The organism is Candidatus Dormiibacterota bacterium (assembly GCA_035635555.1).
In the GTDB taxonomy this organism is placed as follows: Bacteria; Acidobacteriota; Polarisedimenticolia; order Gp22-AA2; family Gp22-AA2; genus Gp22-AA3.
In genome coordinates, this window is the sequence record DASQAT010000054.1 from 1 (window position 1) to 25961 (window position 25961).

Annotated in this window: 25 protein-coding genes; 15 read left to right on the forward strand and 10 right to left on the reverse strand. The window is 66.6% G+C overall.

All coding sequences use genetic code 11. The annotated features are described in order from the left end of the window. From VEW47_15975 to VEW47_15995, 5 genes are all read right to left on the reverse strand, one after another. Positions 1-774 (reverse strand): aminomethyltransferase family protein (locus VEW47_15975; GenBank protein HYS06677.1); only part of this gene is annotated, 774 nt, incomplete at its 3' end. 109 nt (positions 775-883) lie between these two features. Beyond that, entirely contained in the window at positions 884-1177 is a 294-nt protein-coding gene (locus VEW47_15980; protein HYS06678.1) for a type II toxin-antitoxin system RelE/ParE family toxin, read from the reverse strand. Next, positions 1174-1455, reverse strand: a complete 282-nt coding sequence (locus VEW47_15985; protein HYS06679.1) for a type II toxin-antitoxin system Phd/YefM family antitoxin — start codon at positions 1453-1455, stop codon at positions 1174-1176. Before VEW47_15985 ends, VEW47_15980 begins: the two co-directional genes overlap by 4 nt. 299 nt (positions 1456-1754) lie before the next feature. Continuing rightward, a complete protein-coding gene (locus VEW47_15990) occupies positions 1755-1949 on the reverse strand; it encodes a hypothetical protein (GenBank protein HYS06680.1) in 195 nt (64 codons plus the stop codon). A gap of 51 nt (positions 1950-2000) precedes the next feature. Further along, positions 2001-2882, reverse strand: coding sequence for an energy transducer TonB (locus tag VEW47_15995; GenBank protein HYS06681.1), 882 nt, complete (start codon positions 2880-2882; stop codon positions 2001-2003). A 399-nt stretch (positions 2883-3281) separates the two neighbouring features. Between VEW47_15995 and VEW47_16000 the strand changes: the two genes are divergently transcribed. Then, complete coding sequence (locus tag VEW47_16000) at positions 3282-4883, forward strand: NAD(P)/FAD-dependent oxidoreductase (protein HYS06682.1); 1602 nt, start codon at positions 3282-3284, stop codon at positions 4881-4883. 3 nt (positions 4884-4886) lie between these two features. Then, the gene (locus tag VEW47_16005; GenBank protein HYS06683.1) at positions 4887-6488 is read left to right on the forward strand and encodes an NAD(P)/FAD-dependent oxidoreductase; all 1602 of its coding nucleotides are present in this window, start codon (positions 4887-4889) and stop codon (positions 6486-6488) included. Positions 6489-6497: 9 nt separating this feature from the next. Here VEW47_16005 and VEW47_16010 read toward each other — a convergent pair whose 3' ends face one another. The 3 genes from VEW47_16010 to VEW47_16020 form a co-directional block, all read right to left on the reverse strand. Further along, positions 6498-9011 carry an HNH endonuclease signature motif containing protein gene (locus VEW47_16010; protein ID HYS06684.1) on the reverse strand — a complete coding sequence of 838 codons (2514 nt, stop codon included), beginning with the start codon at positions 9009-9011 and terminating at the stop codon, positions 6498-6500. A gap of 148 nt (positions 9012-9159) precedes the next feature. Beyond that, positions 9160-9561, reverse strand: a complete 402-nt coding sequence (locus VEW47_16015) for a PIN domain-containing protein (protein ID HYS06685.1) — start codon at positions 9559-9561, stop codon at positions 9160-9162. Positions 9562-9581: 20 nt separating this feature from the next. Further along, positions 9582-9872: a type II toxin-antitoxin system prevent-host-death family antitoxin gene (locus VEW47_16020; GenBank protein ID HYS06686.1), complete on the reverse strand. Its 291-nt coding sequence runs from the start codon at positions 9870-9872 to the stop codon at positions 9582-9584. A gap of 91 nt (positions 9873-9963) precedes the next feature. On the opposite strand from VEW47_16020, the gene VEW47_16025 reads away from it, so the two are divergent. The 5 genes from VEW47_16025 to VEW47_16045 all read left to right on the forward strand — a co-directional run bounded on the left by VEW47_16025 (position 9964) and on the right by VEW47_16045 (position 16510). Continuing rightward, entirely contained in the window at positions 9964-12753 is a 2790-nt protein-coding gene (locus tag VEW47_16025; protein ID HYS06687.1) for a DEAD/DEAH box helicase, read from the forward strand. Position 12754: 1 nt separating this feature from the next. Next, entirely contained in the window at positions 12755-13534 is a 780-nt protein-coding gene (locus VEW47_16030) for an SWIM zinc finger family protein (GenBank protein HYS06688.1), read from the forward strand. Further along, on the forward strand, positions 13482-14573 hold the full coding sequence (locus tag VEW47_16035) for an NAD(P)/FAD-dependent oxidoreductase (protein ID HYS06689.1): 1092 nt from the start codon (positions 13482-13484) through the stop codon (positions 14571-14573). The genes VEW47_16030 and VEW47_16035 overlap by 53 nt, the downstream gene beginning before the upstream one ends. 225 nt (positions 14574-14798) lie before the next feature. Continuing rightward, the gene (locus VEW47_16040; protein ID HYS06690.1) at positions 14799-15422 is read left to right on the forward strand and encodes a hypothetical protein; all 624 of its coding nucleotides are present in this window, start codon (positions 14799-14801) and stop codon (positions 15420-15422) included. A gap of 110 nt (positions 15423-15532) precedes the next feature. Beyond that, positions 15533-16510, forward strand: coding sequence for a peptidoglycan-binding domain-containing protein (locus tag VEW47_16045; GenBank protein ID HYS06691.1), 978 nt, complete (start codon positions 15533-15535; stop codon positions 16508-16510). Positions 16511-17266: 756 nt separating this feature from the next. On the opposite strand, the gene VEW47_16050 is transcribed toward VEW47_16045, so the two are convergent. Continuing rightward, complete coding sequence (locus tag VEW47_16050) at positions 17267-19918, reverse strand: VCBS repeat-containing protein (protein HYS06692.1); 2652 nt, start codon at positions 19916-19918, stop codon at positions 17267-17269. 171 nt (positions 19919-20089) lie between these two features. On the opposite strand from VEW47_16050, the gene VEW47_16055 reads away from it, so the two are divergent. From VEW47_16055 to VEW47_16080, 6 genes are all read left to right on the forward strand, one after another. Then, complete coding sequence (locus tag VEW47_16055) at positions 20090-20473, forward strand: hypothetical protein (GenBank protein ID HYS06693.1); 384 nt, start codon at positions 20090-20092, stop codon at positions 20471-20473. Between the two features lie 49 nt (positions 20474-20522). After that, entirely contained in the window at positions 20523-21176 is a 654-nt protein-coding gene (locus VEW47_16060) for a M28 family peptidase (GenBank protein HYS06694.1), read from the forward strand. A 2-nt stretch (positions 21177-21178) separates the two neighbouring features. Continuing rightward, positions 21179-21466 carry a hypothetical protein gene (locus VEW47_16065; GenBank protein ID HYS06695.1) on the forward strand — a complete coding sequence of 96 codons (288 nt, stop codon included), beginning with the start codon at positions 21179-21181 and terminating at the stop codon, positions 21464-21466. Positions 21467-21514: 48 nt separating this feature from the next. Next, positions 21515-21796, forward strand: a complete 282-nt coding sequence (locus VEW47_16070) for a DUF3303 family protein (protein HYS06696.1) — start codon at positions 21515-21517, stop codon at positions 21794-21796. Positions 21797-21970: 174 nt separating this feature from the next. Further along, the gene (locus VEW47_16075) at positions 21971-22210 is read left to right on the forward strand and encodes a DUF4160 domain-containing protein (GenBank protein ID HYS06697.1); all 240 of its coding nucleotides are present in this window, start codon (positions 21971-21973) and stop codon (positions 22208-22210) included. Beyond that, the gene (locus VEW47_16080) at positions 22164-22511 is read left to right on the forward strand and encodes a DUF2442 domain-containing protein (GenBank protein ID HYS06698.1); all 348 of its coding nucleotides are present in this window, start codon (positions 22164-22166) and stop codon (positions 22509-22511) included. The genes VEW47_16075 and VEW47_16080 overlap by 47 nt, the downstream gene beginning before the upstream one ends. Before the next feature lie 264 nt (positions 22512-22775). On the opposite strand, the gene VEW47_16085 is transcribed toward VEW47_16080, so the two are convergent. Further along, positions 22776-24773: a nitrilase-related carbon-nitrogen hydrolase gene (locus VEW47_16085; protein ID HYS06699.1), complete on the reverse strand. Its 1998-nt coding sequence runs from the start codon at positions 24771-24773 to the stop codon at positions 22776-22778. 156 nt (positions 24774-24929) lie between these two features. Here VEW47_16085 and VEW47_16090 point away from each other — a divergent pair, with 156 nt between their 5' ends. Together VEW47_16090 and VEW47_16095 are read left to right on the forward strand one after the other, a co-directional pair. Continuing rightward, the gene (locus VEW47_16090) at positions 24930-25103 is read left to right on the forward strand and encodes a hypothetical protein (GenBank protein HYS06700.1); all 174 of its coding nucleotides are present in this window, start codon (positions 24930-24932) and stop codon (positions 25101-25103) included. A gap of 185 nt (positions 25104-25288) precedes the next feature. Beyond that, entirely contained in the window at positions 25289-25837 is a 549-nt protein-coding gene (locus VEW47_16095; GenBank protein ID HYS06701.1) for a hypothetical protein, read from the forward strand. Positions 25838-25961 lie beyond the last annotated feature (124 nt).

A 25961-nucleotide genomic window follows, 5' to 3' on the forward strand; every position in this document is an offset into this window, starting at 1 on the left:
GGGCGTGTACTTCTGCGACTCGATCACCGCCTTCTTGCTGCTGTTGTAGTCGACCTCGATCAGGATGAGCCCGGCCTCGATGCGCGCCACGTCGAGCGCCAGCATCCCGGTCGGGTGGATGTCGAACGCCCGCCCCCCTTCCATCAGCGCGTCCCACACCCTGACCGCGTCGCTCCACGGGATCCAGATCTCGTATCCCAGGTCCCCCGTGTAGCCGGTGCGCGAGATGTCCACGGGAACACCGGCGATCGTGCCGCGCGTCACGCGGAAGTATTTCAGGTTGGCGACGTCCGCCTGCGCCACCTTCTTGAGCAGCTTGCCTGACGTCGGTCCCTGCAGCGCCAGCGCCGCCGTCTTCTCGGAGATGTCGTCGATCGCGACGTCCATGCCGATCGCGTTGATGCGCAGCCAGCGCAGGTTCGGATCGGCGGCGGTCATCCTGTAGGTCGTCTCGTCGAGACGTGACACGGTGCCGTCGTCGATGATCTTCCCCGCCTCGTCGCACCACGGCGTGTAGATCACCTGCCCCGTCGTCATCTTCGAGACGTCGCGGGTGATGACGCGGTTCAGGAGCTTCGTCGCGTCGCGTCCTTGGACCAGATACTTGAACAGCGGGGAGATGTCGATCAGGCCGCAGGCGTTGCGCAGCGCGTTGTACTCGTGCTCGTGGTGCATCTCGTACACGCTGACTGCGTAGTAGCCGGACCACTCGCGGTAGTTCAGGCTCTCGCACAGCTTGAGGGTTCTCTCGTGGACCGCTGTCCCGATCGGCACTCGCGCTTCCTCCTGTTGGAAGGGCGCATTCTAGCCCACGCATGACGAGAGCCGCAACCCGCGTTGCACGGGGCGCGACTGCGGAAACGAAGTAGTCGAGGCGGATGCCCTATTTTACGATGGGCTCGTCAGGAAGCTGCGCCCCGTGCCACACGGCCACAACCCAGACTGTCTTACGCTCGACCCGATAGAAGAACCGGTACGGGGGAATGAGAACCTCTCGGTACGACAGTTCTGGGAATTCGGGGATCAGACGACCTGATTTGGGATATCTACCGAGCCGCCGGAGTATTTGCTCGGCCCGCAGCCGGAGTTTCCGTGCCGCCTCCGGATTGTCGCCGCGAACGTAAGCCAGGACCGTCAGGAATTGAAGGCGGCCCGAGGGTGTGAACCGAATTTTCACTTCGACGCGTGAGCCAGAAGCGCATCAGCTTCGTCCAGGACCTCGTTCAAGTCGTAGCCCTCGCCCGCGGCTATTTCCTTTTCTCCCCTGGCCAGCAGCCGCAGCAGCTGACGCTCGTGCTCACCTCTCTCGTAGGCCTCGACACTCAGCATGATGGCTGCGGCTCGGCCGCGTTGCGTGATGACAATCGGCTGCTTGGAAGCCCGCACCCGCTTCAGGGCACCCGCAGCATCCTGGCGCAGATCGGTCACCGGCATGATCTCTGGTACCTTGGGCATTTTCGATCCCTCCAGAAGTACGGCTAAATGTACCTCCAAAGACTCCGTCCGGCAACTTGATAGCAGAGATTACTCGTCCAATCGGGCGCCAGCGAAAGAGTGCCGATGTCGAATGTGGCACCGGCGGTTACGTGGGGAGCCCGGCGCCGAGGGCGCGCCCGCCGGGCAGTATGAGAAGCTCCGCCTCACCGACGCGATGGCAGCAACGAAGATCGATCTTCGGGTCCCTTACGGCAATGGCGCGATACCCCAATACGACGCGTGCCGAGAAAATCGGAAGCGCGAGGTGGTATGTGATTTCACCGCTTCCCAGATTTGAGCCGTTGCGTTCGACCTGCGCGATGCTCCGCGATGGCCTCGTCGGCCAAATTCTCGAGAGCATCCGATGACCCTTCCCCCAACACTTCGTTCCGGATGGCCTCGGCGAGCGCGTCCTGCTCGGCTTCGGACAGCTTCGAGGCCTCGTGGAAGGCTCGTTCCAGAGCTTTGGTCATCGCTACCTCCCTGGCCGGGATCAGAAATGGTACTCGCTTTGCGCGACCTCACTATCTCAGGACGAAGTCCACGACGATGGTGAATTCGACCTCGACCGGCTGGCCGGCTTTCGTGGCCGGGTGGTACTTCCACTGTTTGACAGCCTCCATCGAGGCCTCCGCGAAGCCGCACCCGCCGCCGGTGACCTGCACGGGACGCAGGGCCCCAATAGTGCCGTCCTTCAGAATTGTGGCCACCAGGACGACCTGTCCGCTCTTGCGGCTGGCGCGCGCCCGAGCCGGACACTTTGGCGTGACCTTGGACTTTGGAATGATCTCCGGAGCCGTGACATCCTCGAGCGTGAGCCCCACGAACTGACCGTCCTTGTATTCCGGGGGACGGGGGGCTGGAGGCAGGTCGGTCATTTCGTACAGGTCGACGATCCGCCGGAACCGCTCCCGATCCTCCGTGGTCAGCACCCCCTTGAGGAGGACTCCGCGCGACTCGTATTCGACCGGGATGTCCGCCGCTGCCCCGCTCCCCGACGCGGCGAGCCGGCGCACGAGGCTCTCCTCGTCATTGAGCGTCAGCACCGCCTTCGGCCGGCATCCCGACGTGTCGAGGACGGCGTCCCCTTTCGCACCCAGGTCCAGGACGACGGTCGACCCGTCGAGAGCGAATCTGAGGCGCCCCAATTTCCCGGCGTGGACCCCCCAGAGAGAGACTCCCAGGAACAGTTCCCTCCTCGAGGTGCCGATCTCAAGAATGATTGCGCTGATCAGGATGTCGTGGACCGGCCAGGGCTCGATCCGTGACTGATACACCTTCTGTCCCTGGAAGTCCTTGACCTCGATCCCATCCAGCAGACCGCTCTGGATCTCCTGGGCCGCCGCCCGACTCGTCGACGAGCCGATCGCCAGCGCGAGCAGGACGGACAGCGGAAGAGCGCGCATCGGGACGAGTCCTCTGAGGATCGATTCGCCGCCGATTATAGATCCTGGAGGCGGGCGTGGACGGATCGAAGGATCGGAGGGGCATTCATGCTCTAACCGTCGGCGGAGCGGCGTCGGAGGCTGCGTCCGCCGGGTCGCTCGAGAGCGTGCGCCGAAGACCCGCTACCTTGTGATCGTGCCGGCGGGCGGCGCGTCTCGAGTCGAGGGGAGGCTTCATGCAGGGAGCCGCCCCATCCCCGGCGGGCGCAGCCTCGGACGCCCCGCGACCGGCCTCGTTGCGCGGGGTGAAATCGCCTCCATCCCCTTTCTTTTCTTCCTTGCACGGCGACCGCGCTATCCGTAGAATGAGCCCTCATTTCACATCACGCGGCACCGGTTCAGATACTGAGAAGGACCAGCATGGCGACGAAGTACGACGCGATCATCGTCGGGGGCGGGCACAACGGGCTGGTCAACGCCGCGTATCTGCAGCGGGCGGGGAAGAAGGTCCTCGTCCTCGAGCGCCGTCACGTCCTCGGCGGCGCGGCGGTGACCGAGGAGATCTTCCCCGGGTTCAAGTTCTCGGTCTGCTCGTACGTCGTGTCGCTGCTGCGTCCGGAGATCATCCGCGAGCTCGACCTGCCGCGGCATGGCCTCGAGATCCTGCCGCTCGACGGCACCTTCACGCCTTCGATCGACGGTGACAAGTATCTCTGGCGCGTCAACGACCACGCCAAGACGATGCGGGAGATCAGGCGCCACTCGCGCGCCGACGCCGATGCCTACGAAGAGTTCGGCAAGGCGATGGTGCAGATGTGCCGGTTCGTGAAGCCGATCCTCAGCATGACGCCCCCCGACCCGACGACCCTCAACCCGCGCGACCTGATGAAGCTGCTGTTCCTCGGCCGCCGCTTCCAGGCGCTGTCGGGCGAGGACAAGTACAACCAGGTCCAGTTGATGACGATGAGCGCCATCGATTTCCTGGACCAGTGGTTCGAGACCGACATCCTCAAGGCGACGATGTCGGCGTCGGGGATCATCGGCACGTTCCTGGGGGTGCGCTCGCCGGGGACCGCCTACGTGCTGCTGCACCACTACATGGGGGAGATCGACGGGGCGTTCCGCTCGTGGGGCTTCGCCCGCGGCGGCACCGGCGCCATCAGCAACGCCATCGCCGAGGCGGCGCGCGAGGCGGGGGTCGAGATCCGGACCAAGGCCGGCATCGAGAAGATCCTGATCAAGAACGGCAAGGCGACCGGTGTCGTCCTGCAGAACGGCGACGAGATCCACGCCGACGTCGTGTCGTCGAGCGTCGACCCGAACCGGACCTTCCTGAAGCTGATCGACGCCGAGCACCTGCCGTCGGAGTTCGTCGAGGAGGTGCGCCGCTTCAAGCTGCGCGGCTCGAGCGGCAAGGTCAACCTGGCGCTCGACGCCCTGCCCGACTTCACCTGCATCCCGGGGCCGGGCGCGCACCTGCGCGGCGCCGTCTCGATCTCGCCGAGCGTCGAGTACATGGAGCGGGCGTACGACGAGGCGAAGTACGGCGTGTACTCGAGCAAGCCGTACATCGACATGGTCATCCCGTCGCTGACCGATCCGTCGGTGGCACCCCCGGGCAAGCACATCCTCTCGTGCTTTGTGCAGTACGCCCCGTACAAGTTGAAGGAAGGGCCCGAGGCGTGGGAGGGGAAACGCGAGGCGTTCGGCGACACGGTCGTGAACACGATCGCCCAGTACGCCCCCAATCTCAAGAAGATCATCGTCGGCCGCCAGGTCGTCACACCGCTCGACCTCGACCGCGAGTTCGGCCTGACCGAAGGGAACATCTTCCAGGGGGAGCTGTCGCTCGAGCAGCTGTTCTTCCTGCGCCCCATCCCCGGCTGGGCCAAGTACAGGACACCGATCAAGAACCTCTACATGTGCGGCTCGTCCACGCACCCGGGGGGCGGCATCATGGGGGCGAACGGCCGGATCGCCGCGATGGAGATCCTGAAGGACTGGAAGCGGGGGATTGCCTAAGGCATGGCCATGAAGCGCGACGTCGTCATCATCGGGGGCGGGCACAACGGCCTGGTGACCGCGTTCTACCTGGCGAAGGCCGGCCGCAAGCCGCTCGTCCTCGAGCGCCGCCCGGTCGTGGGGGGCGCCGCCATCACCGACGAGTTCCACCCCGGCTTCAAGGTCCCGACACTCGCCCACACGCTCGGCCCGCTGCGCCCCGACGTCGCCCGCGACATGGCGCTCGACCGGCACGGCCTGCACATCATCCGCCCCGAGGTGCGCGTCTTCGCGCCGCACCCCGACGGGCGCAGCCTGTTCCTGTACGACGATGCCGAGCGCTCGGCCGCCTCGATCGCCGGCTTCTCGGCGAAGGACGCCGAGAAGTACAAGGAGTTCCACGCCACCCTCGGCCGCATCGGCAAGGTCATGGCGCAGGTGCTGGAGACGACCCCGCCCTCGATCGACCATCCATCGTCGGGGGATCTCTGGAACATGCTGAAGGTCGGCCGCGGCCTGCGGGGCCTGGGCAAGAAGGAGATGTACCACGTCCTGCGCTGGGGCCCGATGGCGATCGCCGACCTCGTCGCCGAGTTCTTCGAGACCGAGCTGCTGCGCGCCACGATCGCCGCGCGCGGCACGTTCGGCGCCTTCCTCGGCCCCTGGTCGGCCGGGACATCGTTGATGCTGCTGATGCGGGCCGCCGGCGACGGCAACCCCGCCGGTCCGACCCTCTTCCCGAAGGGAGGGATGGGGGCCGTGACCCAGGCGATGGCCGCCGCGGCCAGAGAGGCCGGCGCCGAGATCAGGACCGGCGCCGACGTCGCGCAGATCCTGGTGAAGGACGGCCGCGCGACCGGAGTCGCGCTCGCCTCGGGCGAGACGATCGAGGCTGGGGCCGTGATCTCCAACGCAGACCCGCGGCGGACGCTGCTCGGACTCGTCGACCCCGTCCACCTGGGCCCCGAGTTCGTCGTCAGGATGCGGAACTACCGCTGCTACGGCACCGTCGCGAAGGTGAACCTCGCGCTCTCGGGGCTGCCCGAGTTCACTGCGCTGAAGCGCGCCCCCGCGGGGGCCCCGAACGGCGCCGCCGCCCTGTCGGGACGAATCCACATCGGCCCTGAGATCGACTACATCGAGCGCGCCTTCGACGACTCGAAATACGGCGACTTCTCGCAGCACCCGTACCTCGACGTGACCATCCCTTCGATCGCCGATCCGACTCTGGCCCCGTCCGGCAAGCACGTCATGTCGATCTACATGCAGTACGCGCCGTTCCGCCTCAAGACAGGCGACTGGGACGTCCGCGCCGAGGCGCTCGGCGACACGGTCGTCAAGACCCTGTCGGAATACGCGCCCAACTTGAAGAGCCTCATCATCAAGGGGCAGGTGATCACGCCGAAGGATCTGGAATCGACCTACTCCCTCACCACCGGCCACATCTTCCACGGCGAGCTGACGCTGGACCAGATCTTCACGATGCGTCCGCTGCTCGACTGGGCGCGGTACCGGACGCCGGTCGCCGGCCTGTATCTGTGCGGCTCCGGCACGCACCCGGGGACCGGGCTCACCGGCGGCTCGGGGGCGAACGCGGCGCGGGAAATCCTGAAGGACTCGAAGTAGCAACCGGCATCACGACGACCCCGGCGACGCGCCCGCCTCGCCCGAACCCCGCGCGTGAGTCTCGCCCGAACGCGACGCATCCGCCTCGCCCGAGGCCGGCGCACCAGGATCTCCGGGCAGGCGCCGCTCGTTGCGATACCAGCGACCGACTTCAGCCGAACCGAGACGCCACGTGAGCGACAGCGGCGCCGTGCCCCGGCAGGAGGCGAGCCCCCCGTGCTCACCTCGCTGATGGTGGAAACGACAGAGACAGACACGGTTGTGCTGCCCATTGCCGCCGAGGTGCGACCGGTAGTGGACATGGTGGTCCTCGAGATTTCGGCGCGAGGAGCACGCCGGCGCGAGGCAGCGCCAGCCGTCGCGGACGAAGATCGGATCGGCGGAGAGATCGCCGGCGTGCTCCGGTGGATCCCACGTCTCGACGAAGTCCTCGAGCAGGGCGAGGAGACCGATCCAATCAGGGACGCGGCGGGAGGCGATGGAAAACATCCGGGCGGCAAGGCGCGCAGCGGGGAGACGATCTCCGGACGGGATCTGGCCTTCGGCAAGGATTCCGCCTCCGGACGCGGAGCCGCCCCCCGCATCCTCCACGTACCACGCGATCGCCTCCGCCTCCCGGCCGAGGCGGGCGCGCGCTCCCTCCACGGCGGCCAGGAATCGGTCGGCTAGATCAAAAGGAAGCGTCAGCCGGAGGAAAACGTCCGGTTTGGGGAGGACCGCCGTCGCCGGGGAGAACGACGCGGCGAGCCGGGCGGGGTCCTCGGCGTCGAGCGAGGGGGGCACGGACGCGTCGATGGACCCGTCCAGCGGGCGGGCGCCGATGGCCAGCATCCCCAGGACGCCGACGCGGCGGTGCGCGGTGCCGGGCGCGCGCGAGAGCGAGGTATGCCAGAAGTCGTCGGACAGGGGGGACGGCGCGCCAGCAGGGCGGATGGCCGCGGCGCGGACGATGGCGCGGGCCTCGTCGCGCAGGCGCTTGACGGTGACCTCGCGCGCGTGGCGGACCCAGGCGCGCTCGGCGGGGGCGCCGCCGGCAGCGGGCGCGGACAGGACGCGCCCGACGACGAGCGCGGCCTCCAGACCGAGCGCGCCCGCCTCGTACGCTTCGCGCACGCGTGGAAAACGTCCGAGCAGGTGCGCGGCGCGGGCGCGCGACTGGGCCGCGGTGCGCGACAGCCCGAGCCGCTCCTCGGCGTAGTGGCCGACGCCGGCGAAACGCAGGCGCGTCCAGGCCCGGTCCTCCCCCATCGTCGCCAGGAGGCGGCCGAGTCGGACCTCGAGCTCGGTCTCGATCGACAGGAGCGCGCGCATCCGGGCCACGCGCTCCGCGGGCGAGCCCCGGTCGCCCTCGCGCGCCAAAGCCGCGAGCCGGCGGAGGGTGGAGCGGCCGAGCGCCAGGCCCCACGACGCGTCGTTCTTCTCCGGCAGATGGCTCCAGCCGTCTGTTGAGCGCGCCAGAGCCTCTTCGACGATGGAGGGACGCGGGCCGTGCCGGATGCCGGTGCGGTCGATGTCCAAGGATGGCGCGCCCGGAAAGAACCGCGATTCGGGGGACGGCGCGCAGGGGACGGCCTGCTCCTCGGCGAGGGGTTCGGCGGCCGAGGCCTCGGCGACGAGAGACTCGACGAACGATGCGATGGTCGTCTCGTTCCCCTCCACGGCGCGATGAAGGTCGACGGCCTCGTCGAAGGCGGCGACGAGAGCGGACGGCGAGGCGATGCGGAGGAGCACGCGGTCGTCATGGGCCTCGTCATCTATTGTGGCGGGTATTGTGGCGAGCGTTGTGTCGTGGTCGCCGGTGTCCGAGTCAGGGCCGCCAGGCGAATCCTTCGGCGTGGGTGGAGCCTGCGAGCCGTCCTGTCCGGCGTTGCGCGCGCGGGTGACGGCCTCGCGCAACGCGCGGACGGTGAGGCGGCGCGCCAGGGCGATCCAGCCCGCGAGGTTGCCGGCGCCGGCCACGCGGCCGATGAGGAGCGCGCGCACGTGGCCCAGGGGCGGGCCACCATCGTCGCCGGTGAGCGCGGCGTCCAGTCCCGGAAGCACCGTGAGCGCCGAGTGCAGCGCCGCCAGATCGCGCAGCCAGCGGCCCGAGCGGTCGAGGTACTCGAGTGCGAAATCGGAGGCGCGGGCGAACCCGAAGGCGCACCAGGCGCGCTCGCGGCAGAGCGATGCCGCCAATTGCGCGAGCGGCAGGGTGATCCGCGCACGCGCCGCGCTCAACGAGCGCGCCAGCGCATCGGCGCGCAGGGCGGCGGTCTCGACGCGCGGTGGAGGCGGCGCGAGGGCCGCGGCCTCGACGCGCGGAGCTGGCGATGGGCGAACCTCCGCCGTGACGCGGGCCGGCGACGGCGCGCCGGGATGGGGCGGCGGGACGCGCGGATCGCGGCTCGCCGAGGGGCGCGCGCCGGGGAGCGCGCCGCGCGATCGATGGGCCGCTGGCTCCGGCGCCCGGTACGATCCAGCAGGATCCTCCGAGCAGACGGTGGCCGCCGCGGCGGTCGCTTGGCAACCGTATTTGATCATCGGATTTCACGTGGGGGCGGAACGGGTACGACGCGTCTAATTTACACTCACTCGGCGCGATGTCAAGATGGAAAATTCAACAATGTTCGTGCCAGCGAATGCGTCTGCGCGCGAAGAGCGGCGAGGCCGGGAGCGCGACGACAGGAGCCTAAGTCCGGTCGAGCCCGACGACCCTGAAGCCGCTGGAGCGCGCGGCGATTCCGAGCGCCGTGTCGTGCGTCGCGAACACCAGGTCGGCCGAGGATGATTCACGCCAGAGCATGGCGGTGGCGAGATGGATCGCGTCGAGGGTGCCGATCGGGATCGGCAGGTGAAGAGAGGCGCGGGCCAGGACGGGCCGGGTCGGCTCCACGATCTCGATCTCCTCCAGCAGCCGGTACACCGCCTCGCGGCGCACCGAGAGATCGTCATCGTCGATGGCATTGCGGAGCCGCAGCCGGTCGAGCGTCCGCAGACACTCCACCTCGGCCAGGGCGCTGGCGACTCCGTCGCGGACAGATTTCCACTCCTTCAGTCTGCCGCGCTGACCCAGGACGACCCGCAGCAGCACCGATGAGTCGAGATAGGCGATCAGCGCCCGACCTGCCTTTCCTCGAGAAGGAGGGCGACCGCATCGACGCCGACCTTGAGCGGCGGCGGCAGCCGGACGTCGTGCAGGCTCGGGACGCGCCGCAGCGGCTTGCGGACCCTGAGGGGTTCGGCTTCGGCGCCATACGGAACGAGCCGGGCGATCGGTGTCTCCCGGTCCATCACCGTGTAGGTCTCGCCGCGCCGCACCCTGCGGAGGTGCTCGCTCAGGCGGGTCTTGAGCTCCGCAATCCGGACCTTCTTCATGACCAGAAGATAGTCACATCTGGTCATGTCGTCAAGTCGTCGAGTCGGGCCATCGACTCGGGCCGCACGTCTCGCGTACAATCCCCTCTCCGCCCCCCCACGATGGAGCGCTGACGCAGTGTTCGTGACGCCGCAGGGCCGACTCGGGCTGGAGCCGGGCGATACCGCGCCTCCTTTCGATCGGGAAGCCGCCGAGCGTCTCGAGAGCGCCTTCGCGCGCGGCCCGGGGCACGGGCTGCTGCAGCTCGGGGCGGGCGAGATCGGGACGGCGCTGCCGCCGGTCCTCTCATTCTGGCGGGACCTCGGCGCCCGGTACGTGACGGCGCTGTGCACGCTGCCGGAAGCCGCCCAGGGGGATTTGGCGAGGCAGGATCTGGCCGGGAAGGTCGCGCCGGCGCGCCCCGCCCCGCCTCCCGAAGAAGAAATCGAGCCGATGGCGGAGGCCGCTCCTCCGATGACCGGCACGGAATACGTCACGGCGGGTCTCCTGCGGGACCTCTGGGGCGCGATCGATACGGCGCTGGCGGCGGAGCTGTCCGAGTCGCGCGCCGGCGTCCAGGATTTCCTCAAGCGGCACAATCCGGCGTGGAACCTCGTGGGGCGCGTTCATTTCCATCTCGCCGAGAACAAGGGCGACGGCGAGGCACCGTTCGCGTTTCTCGCGACCTACACGACGCGTCTGTCGCGGCACGCGCAGGCGCAGCATCTGCCGCTCGGACAAGCGCTGCGCGAATACGCGGGGGCGGCGAAGAAGGACCGGCTGCTGGCGCTGCTTCTCCCGGTGCAGCGCGCGGCGACGACGTGCCCCTGGCTGAAGGAGATGCTCGACTCCGGGGAGGTCTTCCATCCGCTGCGATGGCTGTCCCGGGAGGCGCTGCAACTCCTGCGCGACGTGCCGCGGCTTCAGGAGGCGGGCATCGCCGTGCGTATGCCGGCGTCCTGGGTGGGGAATCGACCGCTGCGGCCGCTGGTGACCGCCACGATCGGCGGGCGCGCCCCCTCCGTCGTGGGCCGGGACGCGCTGCTCGACTTCGACATGGCGGTCACGATCGAGGGGGCCGCCCTGACGTCCCGCGAGGTCGAGGAGCTGCTGGCCGGGACGGAGGAGATGGCGCTCATCCGCGGACGGTGGGTCGAGATCGATCGGGAACGGCTGCGGCGGACGATCGAGCAGTTCCGCTCGGTGCAGCGCGCCGCCGCGGACGACGGCCTGGGGTTCGGCGAGGCGATGCGTCTGCTCGCCGGCGCCGACATCGCGAACGGCGCAGATGGCCCAGGCGGCGGCGCCGGCGGCCCGGCGGGTGGCGGTCTCGCGGGTGGAGGCGAAGTGGGCGGCGACGGCCCCGACTGGTCGCGGGTGGTCGCGGGGCCCTGGCTCTCCGAGACTTTGAAGGGACTGCGGAGCCCGCAGGGACTGGCGCGCGTCGATCCCGGCGCGGCGCTGCGCGACACGCTGCGCCCCTACCAGCACGTCGGGCTGCGCTGGCTCTACCTGCTGTCGCGGCTCGGGCTCGGGGCCTGCCTGGCGGACGACATGGGGCTCGGGAAGACGATCCAGGTGCTGGCGCTCCTGCAAGTCTTGAAGAGCGAGGCGGCTGACCGCGAGCGCTCCGACCGCCGGAAGCCGAGCCTCCTGGTCGCGCCGGCCTCCCTTCTGGCCAACTGGGCGTCGGAGATCGAGCGCTTCGCGCCTCGACTGCGCGCGCTCGTCGCGCACCCGTCGGCGATGCCGGCGGCCGAGGTCAGGACGCTCGCGCCGGAGCGCCTCGCCGGAATCGATCTCGTCATGACGAGCTACGGCTCGCTGCACCGGCTCCCCTGGCTGACCAAGACATCCTGGGACCTCGTGGTCCTCGACGAGGCGCAGGCGATCAAGAATCCGGCCGCCAGGCAGACGCGCGCGGCCAAGACGCTCAAGGCCCGCGCGAGGTTCGCGCTCAGCGGCACGCCGATCGAGAACCGCCTCGGCGACCTCTGGTCGATCTTCGACTTCATCAATCCCGGCCTGCTCGGATCGTCGAAGGAATTCTCCGGCTTCGTCAAGCGCCTCGCGCGGCGGCCGCACAATCCGTACGCGCCGCTGCGGGAGCTCGTGCGTCCCTACATCCTGAGACGCCTGAAGACCGACAAGACGGTCATCGCCGACCTTCCCGACAAGACCGAGGTCAAGGCGTTCTGTCCTCTCAGCCGCAGGCAGGCGGCGCTGTACGCGCAGGCCGTGAACGATCTGAAGGCCGCGCTGGCCGCCGCCGAAGGGATCCAGCGCCGCGGCATCATCCTGGCGTATCTCATGCGCCTCAAGCAGATCTGCAATCACCCCTCGCAGTGGCTGAGGGACGGCGCCTGGGCCGAGAAGGACAGCGGCAAGTGGACCCGGCTGCGGGAGATCGCCGAAGTCATCGCGGCGAAGCAGGAGAAGGTCCTGGTGTTCACGCAGTTCCGCGAGGTGACGGAGCCCGTGGCGGCCTTCCTCGGCTCGGTGTTCGGGGCCCCGGGTCTCGTCCTGCACGGCGCCACCGCCGTCGGCAAGCGTCAGGAGTTGGTGCGCCACTTCCAGGAGGACGACGCGGTCCGCTACTTCGTCCTGTCGCTCAAGACGGGGGGCGCCGGTCTCAATCTCACCGCCGCCGCGCACGTCGTCCACTTCGATCGCTGGTGGAACCCGGCGGTCGAGAACCAGGCGACGGACCGCGCCTTCCGCATCGGGCAGACCCGAAACGTGCTCGTCCACAAGTTCGTCTGCCGCGGCACGGTCGAGGAGAGGATCGACCGCCTGATCGAATCGAAGCGCGCCCTGTCGCGGGACCTGCTGGAAGGGGGTGTCGAGCTGCTGCTCACCGAGATGAAGGACGACGAGCTGCTCGACCTCGTAGCCCTCGACATCAACGCGGCCCTGAAGGAGGCTTGAGATGTTCGACAGATGGAGGACCCAGTGGCCTCCGTACGTGCCGGTAGCCGAAAGACGGCGGCGCGCGGCGGTCCTGATCGCACGGTTCAGGAAGGGCGCCAGGACCCTCTCGCCCATCCAGGTCGAAGGGCGCGCGATCGCGCGGACATTCTGGGGTGACGCGTGGTGCCGCAACCTGGAGCGCTACAGCGATTACGCCAACCGCCTGCCGCGAGGCAGGACCTACCTCCGCAACGGCTCGGTCCTCGATCTGCGGATCGGCCCCCGCGAAGTCCGCGCCCTGGTGAGCGGATCGTCCCTCTACAAGGTGGTCGTGCGCGTCTCGCCGGTGAGCCCGGCGCGCTGGCGGGCGATCTGCAAGGACTGCGCCGGCGCCGTCGATTCCCTCGTCGAGCTCCTACAGGGGCGCTTCTCGACGGGGGTCATGGAGCGCATCTGCCGCCCCGGCACGGGGCTGTTCCCGACCCCGAGGGAGATCAAGCTCTCGTGCTCCTGCCCGGACTGGGCCACGATGTGCAAGCACGTCGCGGCCGTCTTCTACGGCATCGGCGCGCGCGTCGACGAACGCCCCGAGCTCTTCTTCACCCTGCGCGCCGTCGACCAGAACGACCTCATCGCCCGCGCCGGGACGGGTCTCGCCCTCGCGAAGAAGGCGCCCTCGGCGCGCCGCGTCCTCGAGCGCGGAAACCTCCCTGAAATCTTCGGGCTGGAGATGGCGCCGGGAGGCGGTGCGGGAGCAGGGCGGGGCACGAAGAGGAGGCCCGCGCGAGAGCGGGGCTGATTTAAAGGGCGCGGTCCAGCAGATTCTCCCGCGGCCCGCGGCCGCGCGCGGGACGTTCGGCGCCTTCCTCGGCCCCTGGTCGGCTGGGACATCGTTGATGCTGCTGATGCGGGCCGCCGGCGACGGCAACCCAGCCGGTCCGACCCTCTTCCCGAAAGGAGGGATGGGGGCCGTGACCCAGGCGATGGCCGCCGCGGCCAGAGAGGCCGGCGCCGAGATCAGGACCGGCGCCGACGTCGAGCAGATCGTGGTGAAGGACGGTCGCGCGACCGGAGTCGCGCTCGCCTCAGGCGAGACGATCGAGGCGGGAGCCGTGATCTCCAACGCCGACCCGCGCCGCACGCTGCTCGGACTCGTCGACTCCGTCCACCTCGGCCCCGAGTTCGTCGTCAGGATGCGGAACTACCGGTGCTACGGCACCGTCGCGAAGGTGAACCTCGCGCTCTCCGGCCTGCCCGAGTTCACGGCGCTGAAGCGCGCGCCCGCGGGGGCCCCGAACGGCGCCGCCGCCCTGTCGGGACGGATCCACATCGGCCCGGAGATCGACTACATCGAGCGCGCCTTCGACGACTCGAAGTACGGCGACTTCTCCCAGAACCCGTACCTCGATGTGACCATCCCTTCGATCGCCGATCCGTCTCTGGCCCCATCCGGCAAGCACGTCATGTCGATCTACATGCAGTACGCCCCGTTCCGCCTCAAGACCGGCGACTGGGACGCCCGCGCCGAGGCGCTCGGCGACACGGTCGTCAAGACGCTGTCGGAATACGCGCCAAACTTGAAGAGCCTCATCATCAAGGGGCAGGTGATCACTCCGAAGGATCTGGAATCGACCTACTCCCTCACCACCGGCCACATCTTCCACGGCGAGCTGACGCTGGACCAGATCTTCACGATGCGTCCGCTGCTCGACTGGGCCCGCTATCGCACGCCGGTCCACGGACTGTACCTGTGCGGCTCCGGCACGCACCCGGGGACCGGGCTCACCGGTGGATCCGGGGCAAATGCGGCCCGGGAAATCCTCAAGGACTTGAAGTAGCGCCGGCTTGCGGACCACTGACGTCTCGGCGTATAGTTCCCGCCAGCACACGCTCGCGAGAATTCAGTGAGCCAACCGCTCTCCAGTGCAAGCGTCATTCACATGACGGCCTGGCACCGTTTACTCGGGTACACCGAACGATATAATTCGCGTTAGGCTTCTTGTCTTTGGAGTCGAGCGACAATGACGAGGGAGAGTAGGCTGAGACGGGAGCCCCTTTTCAGGATGCGTCGCGAAGACGGGGACATCATCCTCAACTTCTGGGGTGCCCCCCCCGAACAGCTCCGCGACTACGCTGGGGCGTTCCACCGGGCGGGCCGCAAACTTGTGGAGTCCTTCAAATTCAGGAAGGTCAGTGAACACGTCATGGCCTGTCCCATCGTTTACTCGTATAGACATGCTCTGGAGCTTTATCTGAAGACCTTTGTTGTCGGGGCACGGCAGCTCCTCGCTACACGGGCAATGGACGCGATGCCTGTGGGACGGGCTTCAGTAAGTCACCGGCTCGTCGACTTCCTCCCAATCATTGAACTCATCAATAGGTCTGTCGGCTGGTCGTGGGATCTCCGGGTTCAAGGCCTGCGGACCTATCAAGACTTCGAGCAGCTCGTCCGCGATCTAGACCGTGTCGATCAGCAGTCCTACTCCTTTCGTTACCCTACCGACAAGAAGGGAACCGCCGCATTACCGAAGAATTTCATATTCAATATCAAGCACTTCTGTTCGCGCATGGACGTACTTCTCACCGCTCTTGACGAGGCTGTTCTCGGGCTGGACGGGATGGCTGACGATACTCTGAAGCAGCTCGGTAATTATGCCGAGGCTGAACGTAGTCAAGAGGAAGCCTAACCACCCGCTGCAGCCGCCGACAGGCGGCAGGTGTGGGGATTATTCATCGGGGACATGCGCCCGCCGCACCTGAGCGGGAGCGTTGTCTCCGGTAGCCGAGAGGTGATGGAATGGTAGTACAGCTAGGGCCGAATGACGAGCGGCGGCATGAGGCGAATAAGCGGGAGGCGTTTGACGGGATGCGCGCGTATCATGAGTCTGAGATTGCGCACAAAGCTCATACTGTCGATGTCATCAAGACGCTCCTAACACTCGTAGTGGGTGCATATGGTGGTCTCATTGCCCTGATACTTAAGGCAGAGCTCACTCCCGAGTACGCTCAGATCACCGCAGGACTGCTTCTTCTCCTCGTGTTCCTTATCGTGGGGTACGTTATCTCTAAGACCAACGCTAAGGTCGATTCCGATCATCGATCCTATGAGGAGCATCGAACCGAGTACCTTACCGAGCGCACATTGCTCGACCTAGATAGCGCCCTTTCTGCCGTGGGGCACCCAACGCACTGGCGTCCACGAGCTGTCGATGCGCCAAGCGGATATTCGTACACCAAGCGTCTAACTTTTGCTCTCGGATCGATCGTTGCTCTGGCAGCCATTTTCGGCTCTCTTCTCGCAGTCGCCGCCTCTCTAACGCGAGAGCCAACCTCGATTATTACGGGTTCCTCGGCCTCGGGCGACGCACTGCTGCGGGCTCTGGCAGCGGCTCGCGCCGCAGACCCCGGGACTATGAAATGGACGATGCATTCTCTTGTACCCGACTACGACCGCAACTCTCGCAAGCTCGTGCTCATAAGGGAAGGTCGTGATGATGGGTATGTCGTGCTATTGAGGACGGACACACCCACCGTGGTCAGTCTACAATCTACGACGATTGCCGAGCAAATGATTACAGGCGCGACAATGACCATTTCGGACGTGCAAGCAAGGCTTCGCACGCTGGGTTACTACACGGGAGATGTGGATGGAAGGAGGGGACCACTGACGGTGACCGCGCTCAGGCGATTTCAGCGGACTCATAACCTCCCCGTGACCGGCGAACCAGACATAGATACTCTTCGATTGCTCGTGAAGTCCTCAGCACCTCGATGACTCTCTCTCGAATCTCGAATCAGTCTAACAGCTTGCTGAAAAAGTCGCGTTTTTCTTGATCACTTCGATCGCAGCGTCGGTAGATCCTCTATGAAGGAGGGACCGATGCGCGGATACGATCGGCAGCACGCCTGGATGTTCAGCTACATTTCGTCGAGCAGCGTGTTCCGAAGGATCATCCACTGCGTCCGCTCCTTAGGATGGTGGACGAGGTTCTGCGAGAGATGTCGCCGCAGTTCAATCGGATCTACGTGGATCGTGGTCGCTCACCGATCGCCCCCGAGAACATGAGAGCCCACTTGCACTACGTGACAAATCAAGCGAAGTGCCACTTCGGTGAGCGCATACAGTCAGACGCAATATTCGAGACCTGCAGCCGCCGACACCTCGTCCGCGAACTCTCGCTCTTCTCGCCATCTCTCATCCTTTCGTTCACTTTCAGGTTCTCCAAGCCGACCGACACTGCACGATGGTGTGGTCCCGATGTACCTAAAGTGCCGATAATCCTGCGGGCACCTCATCCGGCCGCGCGGCAAACTGGCCAAGAAAAGAGAGAGGCTTTCGCGCGCATTCTGCGAACGCACGAGCGGCAGCTCAGTACATATGGCTATGACGTCGATATCCTTCTTGAACGGTGGCTCAGAGATGCGGGCGCCCCACGTGACTAAACTCACGACGTCACCCAACCACCGCATTCAGGCGACACTAGGCGGCCGGTGTGGGGTGCTTTCAACAGTGGCACTGCTGTCTTGCCGCCTATTCCTTCCGCGCAGGACCGAACGTCTCGATTCGGCCGCTTCGGTGCACCACCTCGATATAGATGTTGCGACCGCTCTTGTGCTTCGGGAGCAACGTGGTATAGCTGGCGCCGACTCCGGTCGTGCATTGCTCGCAACGGATCAGGACGTTGTTGAGCTGGAGCCGGCCGTGTGAGTCGAGGATGACGACGTTGAACCCGCGCACGTCCGTCTCCGTGCTGGTGGTCCATGAGACCACACCGGATCCCTTCCCCAGTGTGTTGTTGTTGGAGACGGTCGCGGTCACCGCGAGGCGCAGTCCCGACTGGTTCGCCAGGACGAACGCTCCGACCTCGGTCACGACCATCAGGTCGCTGCGGCCGTCCGAATTGAAGTCACCCTGGATGGCCGCAACCGGAGTCCCGAACAGTCCGTAGTTGGTCCGCGTCCCGAAGGTTCCGTCCCCGACACCCGGCAGCACGGCGAGATAGCCGCCGTTGTTCGAAACCGTCAGATCGGGGATGGCGTCGCCGTTGAAGTCCGCGATTCCAAGGCTCAGTGGTCCTTGGCCGGCCTCGGCACGCGCCAGGGGTTGGAGCGACCCACCGGGGCCGGCCAAGATCACCTGGACCGCCCCTGGCCGGAACGTCGAGTACGAGCTGGGATCGCCGAACACCAGGTCCAGACGTCCGTCGTTGTTGAGATCGCCGACCGCGACGCTGCTGGCGTCATCCCCTTCGACGACAGTGAAGCCGGCCTGGAACGTCCCATCGCCGTTGCCGGGGATGACCGTCAGCTTGCCCGGAATCGGTGTCGGATCCCTGTAGAGAAGTCCACGGATCGCGACCGCGATGTCCGCGTGCTTGTCGCCGGTCACGTCGCCGATGGCGAGCGCGGCGGGGGAGGTCCAGCCATACGGGAAGTAGTCCGCCACGTCGAGCGCCAGAGTCGTGGGGCTGCCCAGCACGCCCGATCCGTCGTTCAAGAAGACGGACAGGTCGCTCGACTCGCCACCGCGCCCGTGGCTGTTGGCGATGACGGCATCCGGAGCACCGTCGCCGTTGACGTCGCCGACCGCCAGCGCCAGCGCAAGGCCGCCGCTGGGGTATTGCACGGGGGCACCGAAGGTCCCGTCCCCGTTCCCGAACAGGATCGACAGGCTGCCCTCTGGGATCGGATCGGGGGCGAAGTCGTGCCAGTTGGCGTCGAGGACCGCGAGGTCCAGGCGACCGTCCCGGTTGAAGTCGGCGACGCTCACCGCGAGCGGGCTGATGCCTGCCGGATACAGCACCTGCGCCCCGAACGTGCCGTCTCCATTGCCGAGCAGGACCGCCACGTCGTCCGCCACGACCCGGCCGGCCACGATGTCGAGCCGGCCGTCGCCGTTGAAGTCGCCGGTCGCGACCCCTTCGAGGAGCGCGTCAGACAGGGACGCGATCGGCCTGGGCCCGAACGTGCCGTCTCCGTTGCCGGCGAAGGTGAACACCGCGCCGGAGAAATTGGACAGGACCGCCACGTCGAGAAGTCCGTCCCCCTCCCAGTCGCCGATCACGACCTTCCGTGCGTTGGAGCCCGCGCGGACATACCCGGCGACCGGGGAATAGGTGCGGTCGCCGTTCCCCAGGTGCACGGTGAGGTCGGAATCGCCGATCGTCAGGATGTCGGTGAAACCGTCGCCATTCACGTCGGCCGGCTCCACGTCGTAGGCGATCGACGTGAGGTTCACGGGTCCGGGCTCGAACGTCCCGTCGCCGTGTCCAAAGAACGTCAGGAAAGGCCCGACCGAGCCGTTGCCCCCGTCCCAGTGGAAGGTGTTCAAGGCAAGATCGACGAACCCGTCTCCGTCGAGGTCCACAGGGAACGGCAGGTACCCGTATTCGCCGAGGGGGATCGAAGGGCCGGCGTCGAAGCCGCCATCGCCGCGGCTCAGAAACGTCAGCACGGCGTTCTGTGGCGGAGGCGGATCCGACGGTCCCGCCGGATAGGACATCATGACCACGTCGTCGCGTCCATCCTCGTTCACGTCGGCCACTGCCGTGTCAAACGACGAGCCGACCGCGAACCGGGGGGCGGCGAAGAAGGTGCCGTCTCCGTTCCCGAAATGCACGACCAGGTAACCCTGGCCGTCCCAGGCATTCAGAAGAAAATCGGGGCGTCCGTCGCCATTGAAGTCCCCAACCCTGAGATCGATCCCGCCTCCGTTGACCAGGAGCTGCTCCGCCGCGAACGCGCCTCCCCCGAGGTTCAAGCGCAGGGAGATGATCCCGTTGGGGTAGGAAGCCGAAAACGACTCGCAGAGCAGGTCCGGCCGGCCGTCGCCGTTCACGTCGGCGGTCAGCACCGATGCAGGGCCGCTCAGCATCGAAATCGGGACCGCCTCCTCAAAGACGCCATCCCCCAGCCCGCGCAGAAACGCCAAGCCGCCCGCGGGTAAATTGGCCGAGTTCGGGCCGTAACCATAGTCGGACGCGACCAGGTCGGCGATCCCGTCACCGTCGAAGTCGGCCTTCACGAGACCGTAGGGGTTCGTGCCGACCTCGTAGACCGGATTCGGAAACTGCGGCTGCCCCCAGACCGGGGCCGTGAGGATCGGCCCCGCGGACAGCAGTCCAACGAAGACGACCGACCGGATACACCGATTCCGTGAGACGGACGTTCGGGAACCCCTCATGGTGGCCTCCTCAGGGGATTAGCGCTCTCAAGAGGCAGAGCCTCGCTGACTGATTGATCGTTACACGACAGATACTCCCCCGCTGCCAGCTTGTCAACCAGTTTCTCTTCCTGTGTAGGCAGCAAGTGATTTGTCCGCATGCGGTAAGATGCGTGCACCCGGGAGGCCACGATGCCTATCGAAATCGAAGACGTATCGGACAAGCGGATGCTGCGCGCTACCGCGCGCGGCAACATCTCGTTGCATGACGTTCTCGCTCACCTGGAGCGCGAGCAGGCGGCGAACGCTCTTGGCATCCCCGAGCTGATCGATGCGCGCGACGCTACGACGGACATGGGAGGACGGCAGGTCCGGGAGCTCGTGAGTCACCTGCGCAAGCTCAGCCATCGCTACCCCCTTGGGCCCACGGCCTTCGTGGCCACGGACGACGTGGTCTTCGGAATGGCGCGCATGTATTCGATTCTCTGCGCGGACTTCGATCCTCGCTTCGCGGTGTTTCGCGATACGGCCTCTGCAGAGGCCTGGCTGCAATCGGGATCGCCGGTTCAGGAGTAGGGGAGATCGCAAGCTGATTCCGAGCATCATTAGAATCATGGTAGGCGTCGTGACCGGCCTGGCCCTGATTGTGCTGCTCATTGGCCTGATGGTCCGGCAGCCGAACATCGGTCGTCATCCGTTCCCTGAAGGTGCCCGAGCCGATCCTGCCACTCTTCGAACGCACGTCGAGTACCTCAGTACACAGGCCTTTCCGAGGAACCCGACCGCACCAGCCAGCCTCAACCTCGCGGCGGACTACATCAAGGCCGCTCTCTCCAGGACTGGTGCCGTAGTGACGGAACAGCCGTACGAGGCATTTCACAAACCATTCAGGAACATCATCGCAACGTACGGCCCTGCGACTGGCCGCAAGGTCGTGGTCGGCGCGCATTACGACGTTTACGGAGAATTCCCCGGCGCCGACGACAACGCGAGCGGTGTCGCCGGCCTTCTGGAACTCGGGCGGCTCCTCAGTGCCCGGAAGCTGCAATCGTCAATTGAGCTTGTCGCATTCTCGACTGAGGAGCCGCCATACTTCGGGGGCCCTGAGATGGGAAGCGCGACTCATGCGAAGTCGCTGCGCAAGGCCGGTGCGCCCGTGGAGGCCATGATCTCGCTGGAGATGATTGGGTACTTCATCTTTATCTCATCTACCCACGACGCGGCGATTTCATTTCCATTGCCGGCCGGTGGCGTGACCGCTCTCTCGCCCGGAGGGTAAAGATGTGCTTCCGCGGTGCCACCACTGTCCCCGCGGTGAGCTACTCCGGCCCGGTCGAGATCGGCGCCGATCTGTCAGACCAGCGGAATTATTGGGCTGCGGGTTACCCCGCAGTCATGGTGACCGACACGGCCTTCATGCGCAATTTCAATTACCATACACCTCACGATCTGCCGGAGACCCTTGATTACGTTCGAATGGCCGGTGTCGTCGACGGGGTTCTGAGCGCGGTCATCCATCTCACGAGCGGGTCGGCAGGCGGCGACGATCTTGCGAAGCCCCGATCATGACACCTCCGCGGTCATGTTCGCCAGCGTCTTGAACAAGGAGAGATTAGCGTGCCCCTTTACATGGTCGTCGAGCGCTTCCGCAACGGTGACGCGGCGCCCGTATACCGCCGGTTCAGGGAACGCGGCCGTATGGCCCCCGAGGGTCTTGCGTACATCTCGAGTTGGGTGACTGAGGACTTGTCCACCTGCTATCAGCTCATGGAAACAGCCGACCGGGCGCTTCTCGAGGACTGGATTCGGAATTGGACCGATCTGGTTGAATTCGAGGTTCATCCGGTCATGACGTCCCAGGAGGCAGCGAAGCGGGTGGCATCGAAGCAGGAAGCGTGAGTCGACCGGCCAGGTTCGGGGCAATTCTGGTCTTGGTGCTGTTGTCCACCCTGGATTGCAGCTGGGTGGGCCCCAGGGTCTTCCGGGTTCCGACGGGCGCGATGGAGCCAACCATCAAGGCCGGCGACCTCGTATTGGTCATCCGCTCCGCCGGGGACCGTGTAACATAGGGAGGTGAGTCCAACAGTCTTTCGCCATGCCGGCTATCGCTTTTATTTTTTCTCGCGTGAGGAGTTGCGACCGCATGTTCACGTCCATCATGCGGATGGAGAAGCGAAGTTCTGGCTGGAACCGAAGATCGAGTTGGCCCGAAGCGATGGCATGAGCGCCCGGCGCCTGACGAGCGCCCTATACCTTGTCCGGAGGCATGAACGTGAGATCCGCGCTGCGTGGAAGAAGCATTTTGGACGTTGAGGTCACCAACGTGTCTCAGCATGGCCTCTGGGTGTTGGTCGGAGGCCGCGAGCTCTTCCTGCCGTTCAAGAAGTTTCCCTGGTTCAAGGACGCTCCCGTCGCTCAGGTGCTGAACGTGGCGCTGCCGCACCCGACGCATATCTACTGGCCCGACCTCGACGTCGACCTCTCGATCGAGTCCATAGAATTCCCCGAGCGGTTCCCGCTGGTGAGCCGGACGCGGCCCAACAACGTGTTGCAGCGGACACGCGCGAAGCGCCGCCTCAAGAGCGTCAAGCGGTCACGTGGCGCGCGTCGCTGAACCCGGGCGTCCGGCGCCCCGCCGCGCGTCCATCGAATCCTGAGGCACCTCCTCAGAGGAACGTCATGTCGAAACTCCGAGTCAGCAGTTTTGCGGTCTCGATCGACGGCTTCGGTGCCGGGCCGAACCAGGTAGGCTACGAAAGCGTGAAGCACGTCGCGGGCGTTCGCGCGACTCATGTGTCTCTTCGCAGGCGCGCTTGACCGCGCGGCGCGGATTGGCCGCGTAGGTGATGTCATCCGCCAGAGGTGCGGCCGTCTCCGCTCAGGGCACGCGGTAGATGTACGGAGCGGCGCGCCGCTCCTTGTTGGAGATGTCGCGCCAGTCGCCGAGCCACGTCTCGCGGAAGCGGCGTGACAGATCGATGTCAGCGACCGCGACCTTCGGCGCCCCCGTGATCTCCCCGATCGAGGCGAGCACGGTGCCGAGCGGGTCGACGATCTCGCTGGCCTGGTCGTAGCCCGACAGGGCGAGGTGGATTCCGTTCTCGATCGCCCGGGCGTGCGCCATCGTCACTCGTCCTCCCCAGTAGGGGACGAGAAGGAGATCGGCCCCCTGCAGGGCCGCCTCGCGGGCCGGCTCGGGGAACGATAGATCGTGGCAGATCAGGAGCGCGACTCTCCCGAAATCGAGGTCGAACACCGGCACGGAGTCCCCCGGCACCATCCCCTCGTCGACCTCCGAACGCGGCACCTGCACCTTGCGGTACTTCCCGGCGATGTTCCCGTTCCGATCGAGCAGGACGGCGGTGTTGTAGAGCCTGTCGCCGACGCGCTCCGCCAGGCCGAAGACGATGTTGACGGCCTGGCGCCGGGCGACGCCGGCCAGGACGTCGCTGCTCGGCCCCGGCACCGGCTCGGCCTTGTCGTCGGGCGTGCCGGGGACCCCGATCACGTTGAGCTGCTCTCCCAGGACCATGATGTCCGGGCGGTGATCGATCGCCACCTGCTCGGCGTAGCTCGCGGCCCGCTGCACCGATTCGTAGCCGCTCTGCGTGCCGGACGGGCGGTAGTAGATCGCCGCCACGCGCACCCGGCGCGGGGCGGGGGCCGCGGACGGCTTCAGGCTCAGCTCGTCGAACGTCACCCGCCCGGCCGCGGACCACTGCAGGAGAAGGTCGACGTCCACCGCCGTGCTCCCGGGAGGGGCCTGGACGATTCGATCGAAGGTCAGCGCGCCCGGCGGCTGCGCCGCCGGCTTGAAATCCCAGACATAGTCGGGAGTCTCCTCCGGCCCGAACGAGCCGCTCCAACGCAGCAGGATCGAGATCGACTCGCGCAGCGAGGCCAGGTCGGACGGCAGGACCCGCGCGCTGAAGCGGTAGTAGCTCCCTCCCGCGATCCCGCCGATGCGCGCCCTCCATCCTCCGTAGACGTCGGGCAGCCCGCCGCCGGACACGCTCAGCGCGTACCCACCGGGTCCCCCCGACGTCGACACGACCGGCGCCGACTGCGCCCGCGGCGCGAACACCGACCAGGCGTCCGTGCTCGCGGGCATGAGCTCCTGCCCGGTCCCCGCTCCCGGCTGGATGGTGAGGCTCAGCTGGCGGGTCGCCGATCGCGCGTCGCGATCCGTCACCTGCGCGGTGAAGACGCTCGTGCCGGCCGCCGCCGGCGTGCCGGAGATCGTCCCCGTGCCGGAGGCCAGGGTCAGCCCCGCCGGCAGACTCCCCGACACGATCGACCAGGCGTAGGGAGTCGTGCCGCCCGCGGCCGTCAGCGTGGCGCCGTACGCCGTTCCCTGCACACCGTCCGGGAGGGAGCCGGTCGTGATGGAGAGCGGCGGTGGACCGGCCGTCTCGTCGAATTCGAACGCGTCGATCCAGACCCACGCGCCGCCCGAGGACGCGTCGTGGGACCCGGCGACTTCGATCGTCAGGGTGTGGCCGCCCTCCGGCAGACCGGCGGCTTCCCAGACGACGGCTCGGGCCTGGGGCGGCGAGCTGAAGGTGTCGATCGTCGCCCGGAGCGTCCCGTCCAGGTAGACGTTCGCCAGGCCGGACCACTCGTCGCGATAGGCGATCCAGCGGACCCCCGTGCCCGTGAAGCCGAGCACGGCGCGGTCCCCCGCGCCCATCGACGTCGTGGCGCCGCCGCCGTCGAACTGCGTCCGGGTCAGATTGAACCAGGTGCCGGAGTAGCGCACGGCCGGGTCGTCGTTCTGGATGCGGGTGGCGGCGAGGGCCGTCGCGGGCGCAAGCAGGAGGACACACGCGCAGGCCGACAGCAGCCGCCACAGACGGGATCGCGCGTCGCTTTTCATCGTGCCCCTCCTCTAAAGACACCTAATGATGGGCCGGCCCCTGCGGTCCTGGGTATGCGGAGGATCCCGCAATCGACGACGTGAAATCGTCCGAGAGGCGTCAGGTGATTCACCTCCGGTCCGACCACGAGATCGCGGCTCGCAGGGGTGAATTTCATGATATGGGTCGCCTTCCATGACGCCGCGACGGCGGAGCGCGTAACCGAGCGAAGAGAGTTCCGGCAGCACTGGCCGTATCATGTCCGGTTTCCTCGCGAGGCCTGCTATCTCGGCTGGCAGGAATCGTTCGCTCTCCTGGGGAAGCTCGTCGAGGCCGAGATTCGAGATTGACGCGTGGCGGCAGGGGGTGATCCGAGCTCGTGGAGGGGCCCATCCCCGTTCGCTACGGACTCATCCGCTGGTCCGAGTCGTTCCTACGATGCGATCCACCGTCCAGGATGGGCGAGGTAGTGGACGCGGATTCATGAAACGTAGAATCGCGGCGGACAAGAGCGGACAGCCACGGGAGGCTCTTCATGCATGATGCAGGCGTCTCACTACTCGCGGCCTGGGAAAGTTTCTATGTCATCGTAGGGTCCTCGTCCGCAGGACTGACCGGACTGATGTTTGTCGTCGTCACGTTAATCCCGGAAGCACAGTCGCGAGGTACCATTCCGGTCCTGGGATTCTCGGTGTTCAGCACGCCGACCATCGTTCATTTTTGCTCGGCGCTGCTCGTGTCCGCGATTCTCAGCGCGCCTTGGGGCGCGCTGTCGCAAGCCGGCCTGGCGATTGCGATGACCGGTCTTGCGGGGTTGGTCTTCGTTGTCGTCGTCGCGGTGCGCATTCGGCGTGTGCTGAGCGAGGGCCACTACAGGCCGGTGCTTGAAGATTGGCTGTGCCATCTCCTGTTGCCTCTCGCGGTGTACGTGGCCCTTGTGATCGCTGGGATGATGCTTCGCCACAAACCGACAACATCCCTGTTCGGAATCGGCGCCGCCACGCTGTTGCTGCTGTTCATCGGCATTCACAACGCCTGGGACACCGTCACGTGGATGGCCTTCCAGCGTTCTAAATCGAAGTAACTCGCCCGGCACGGGCCGCCCGAGCCGAACACTTGGCTCGAGCCGACGGGTGTCACATTGCTGGGGTGTGAGGCGTGCAGCGTCGAGCCTCGGATGGCCGAATTTTCAAAACGTCGGGGGAGGA

Bases quoted from the DNA above. Each gene is read 5' to 3' on its own strand.
- VEW47_16090 (HYS06700.1), top strand. From the start codon at position 24,930: ATGATATGGGTCGCCTTCCATGACGCCGCGACGGCGGAGCGCGTAACC.
- VEW47_16065 (HYS06695.1), top strand. From the start codon at position 21,179: ATGTGCTTCCGCGGTGCCACCACTGTCCCCGCGGTGAGCTACTCCGGC.
- VEW47_16095 (HYS06701.1), top strand. From the start codon at position 25,289: ATGCATGATGCAGGCGTCTCACTACTCGCGGCCTGGGAAAGTTTCTAT.
- VEW47_15990 (HYS06680.1), bottom strand. From the start codon at position 1,949: ATGACCAAAGCTCTGGAACGAGCCTTCCACGAGGCCTCGAAGCTGTCC.
- VEW47_16000 (HYS06682.1), top strand. From the start codon at position 3,282: ATGGCGACGAAGTACGACGCGATCATCGTCGGGGGCGGGCACAACGGG.
- VEW47_16010 (HYS06684.1), bottom strand. From the start codon at position 9,011: ATGATCAAATACGGTTGCCAAGCGACCGCCGCGGCGGCCACCGTCTGC.
- VEW47_16020 (HYS06686.1), bottom strand. From the start codon at position 9,872: ATGACCAGATGTGACTATCTTCTGGTCATGAAGAAGGTCCGGATTGCG.
- VEW47_16005 (HYS06683.1), top strand. From the start codon at position 4,887: ATGGCCATGAAGCGCGACGTCGTCATCATCGGGGGCGGGCACAACGGC.
- VEW47_16040 (HYS06690.1), top strand. From the start codon at position 14,799: ATGCGTCGCGAAGACGGGGACATCATCCTCAACTTCTGGGGTGCCCCC.
- VEW47_16045 (HYS06691.1), top strand. From the start codon at position 15,533: ATGGTAGTACAGCTAGGGCCGAATGACGAGCGGCGGCATGAGGCGAAT.
- VEW47_16030 (HYS06688.1), top strand. From the start codon at position 12,755: ATGTTCGACAGATGGAGGACCCAGTGGCCTCCGTACGTGCCGGTAGCC.
- VEW47_16050 (HYS06692.1), bottom strand. From the start codon at position 19,918: ATGAGGGGTTCCCGAACGTCCGTCTCACGGAATCGGTGTATCCGGTCG.
- VEW47_15985 (HYS06679.1), bottom strand. From the start codon at position 1,455: ATGCCCAAGGTACCAGAGATCATGCCGGTGACCGATCTGCGCCAGGAT.
- VEW47_15995 (HYS06681.1), bottom strand. From the start codon at position 2,882: ATGCGCGCTCTTCCGCTGTCCGTCCTGCTCGCGCTGGCGATCGGCTCG.
- VEW47_16080 (HYS06698.1), top strand. From the start codon at position 22,164: ATGAACGTGAGATCCGCGCTGCGTGGAAGAAGCATTTTGGACGTTGAG.
- VEW47_16085 (HYS06699.1), bottom strand. From the start codon at position 24,773: ATGAAAAGCGACGCGCGATCCCGTCTGTGGCGGCTGCTGTCGGCCTGC.
- VEW47_16055 (HYS06693.1), top strand. From the start codon at position 20,090: ATGCCTATCGAAATCGAAGACGTATCGGACAAGCGGATGCTGCGCGCT.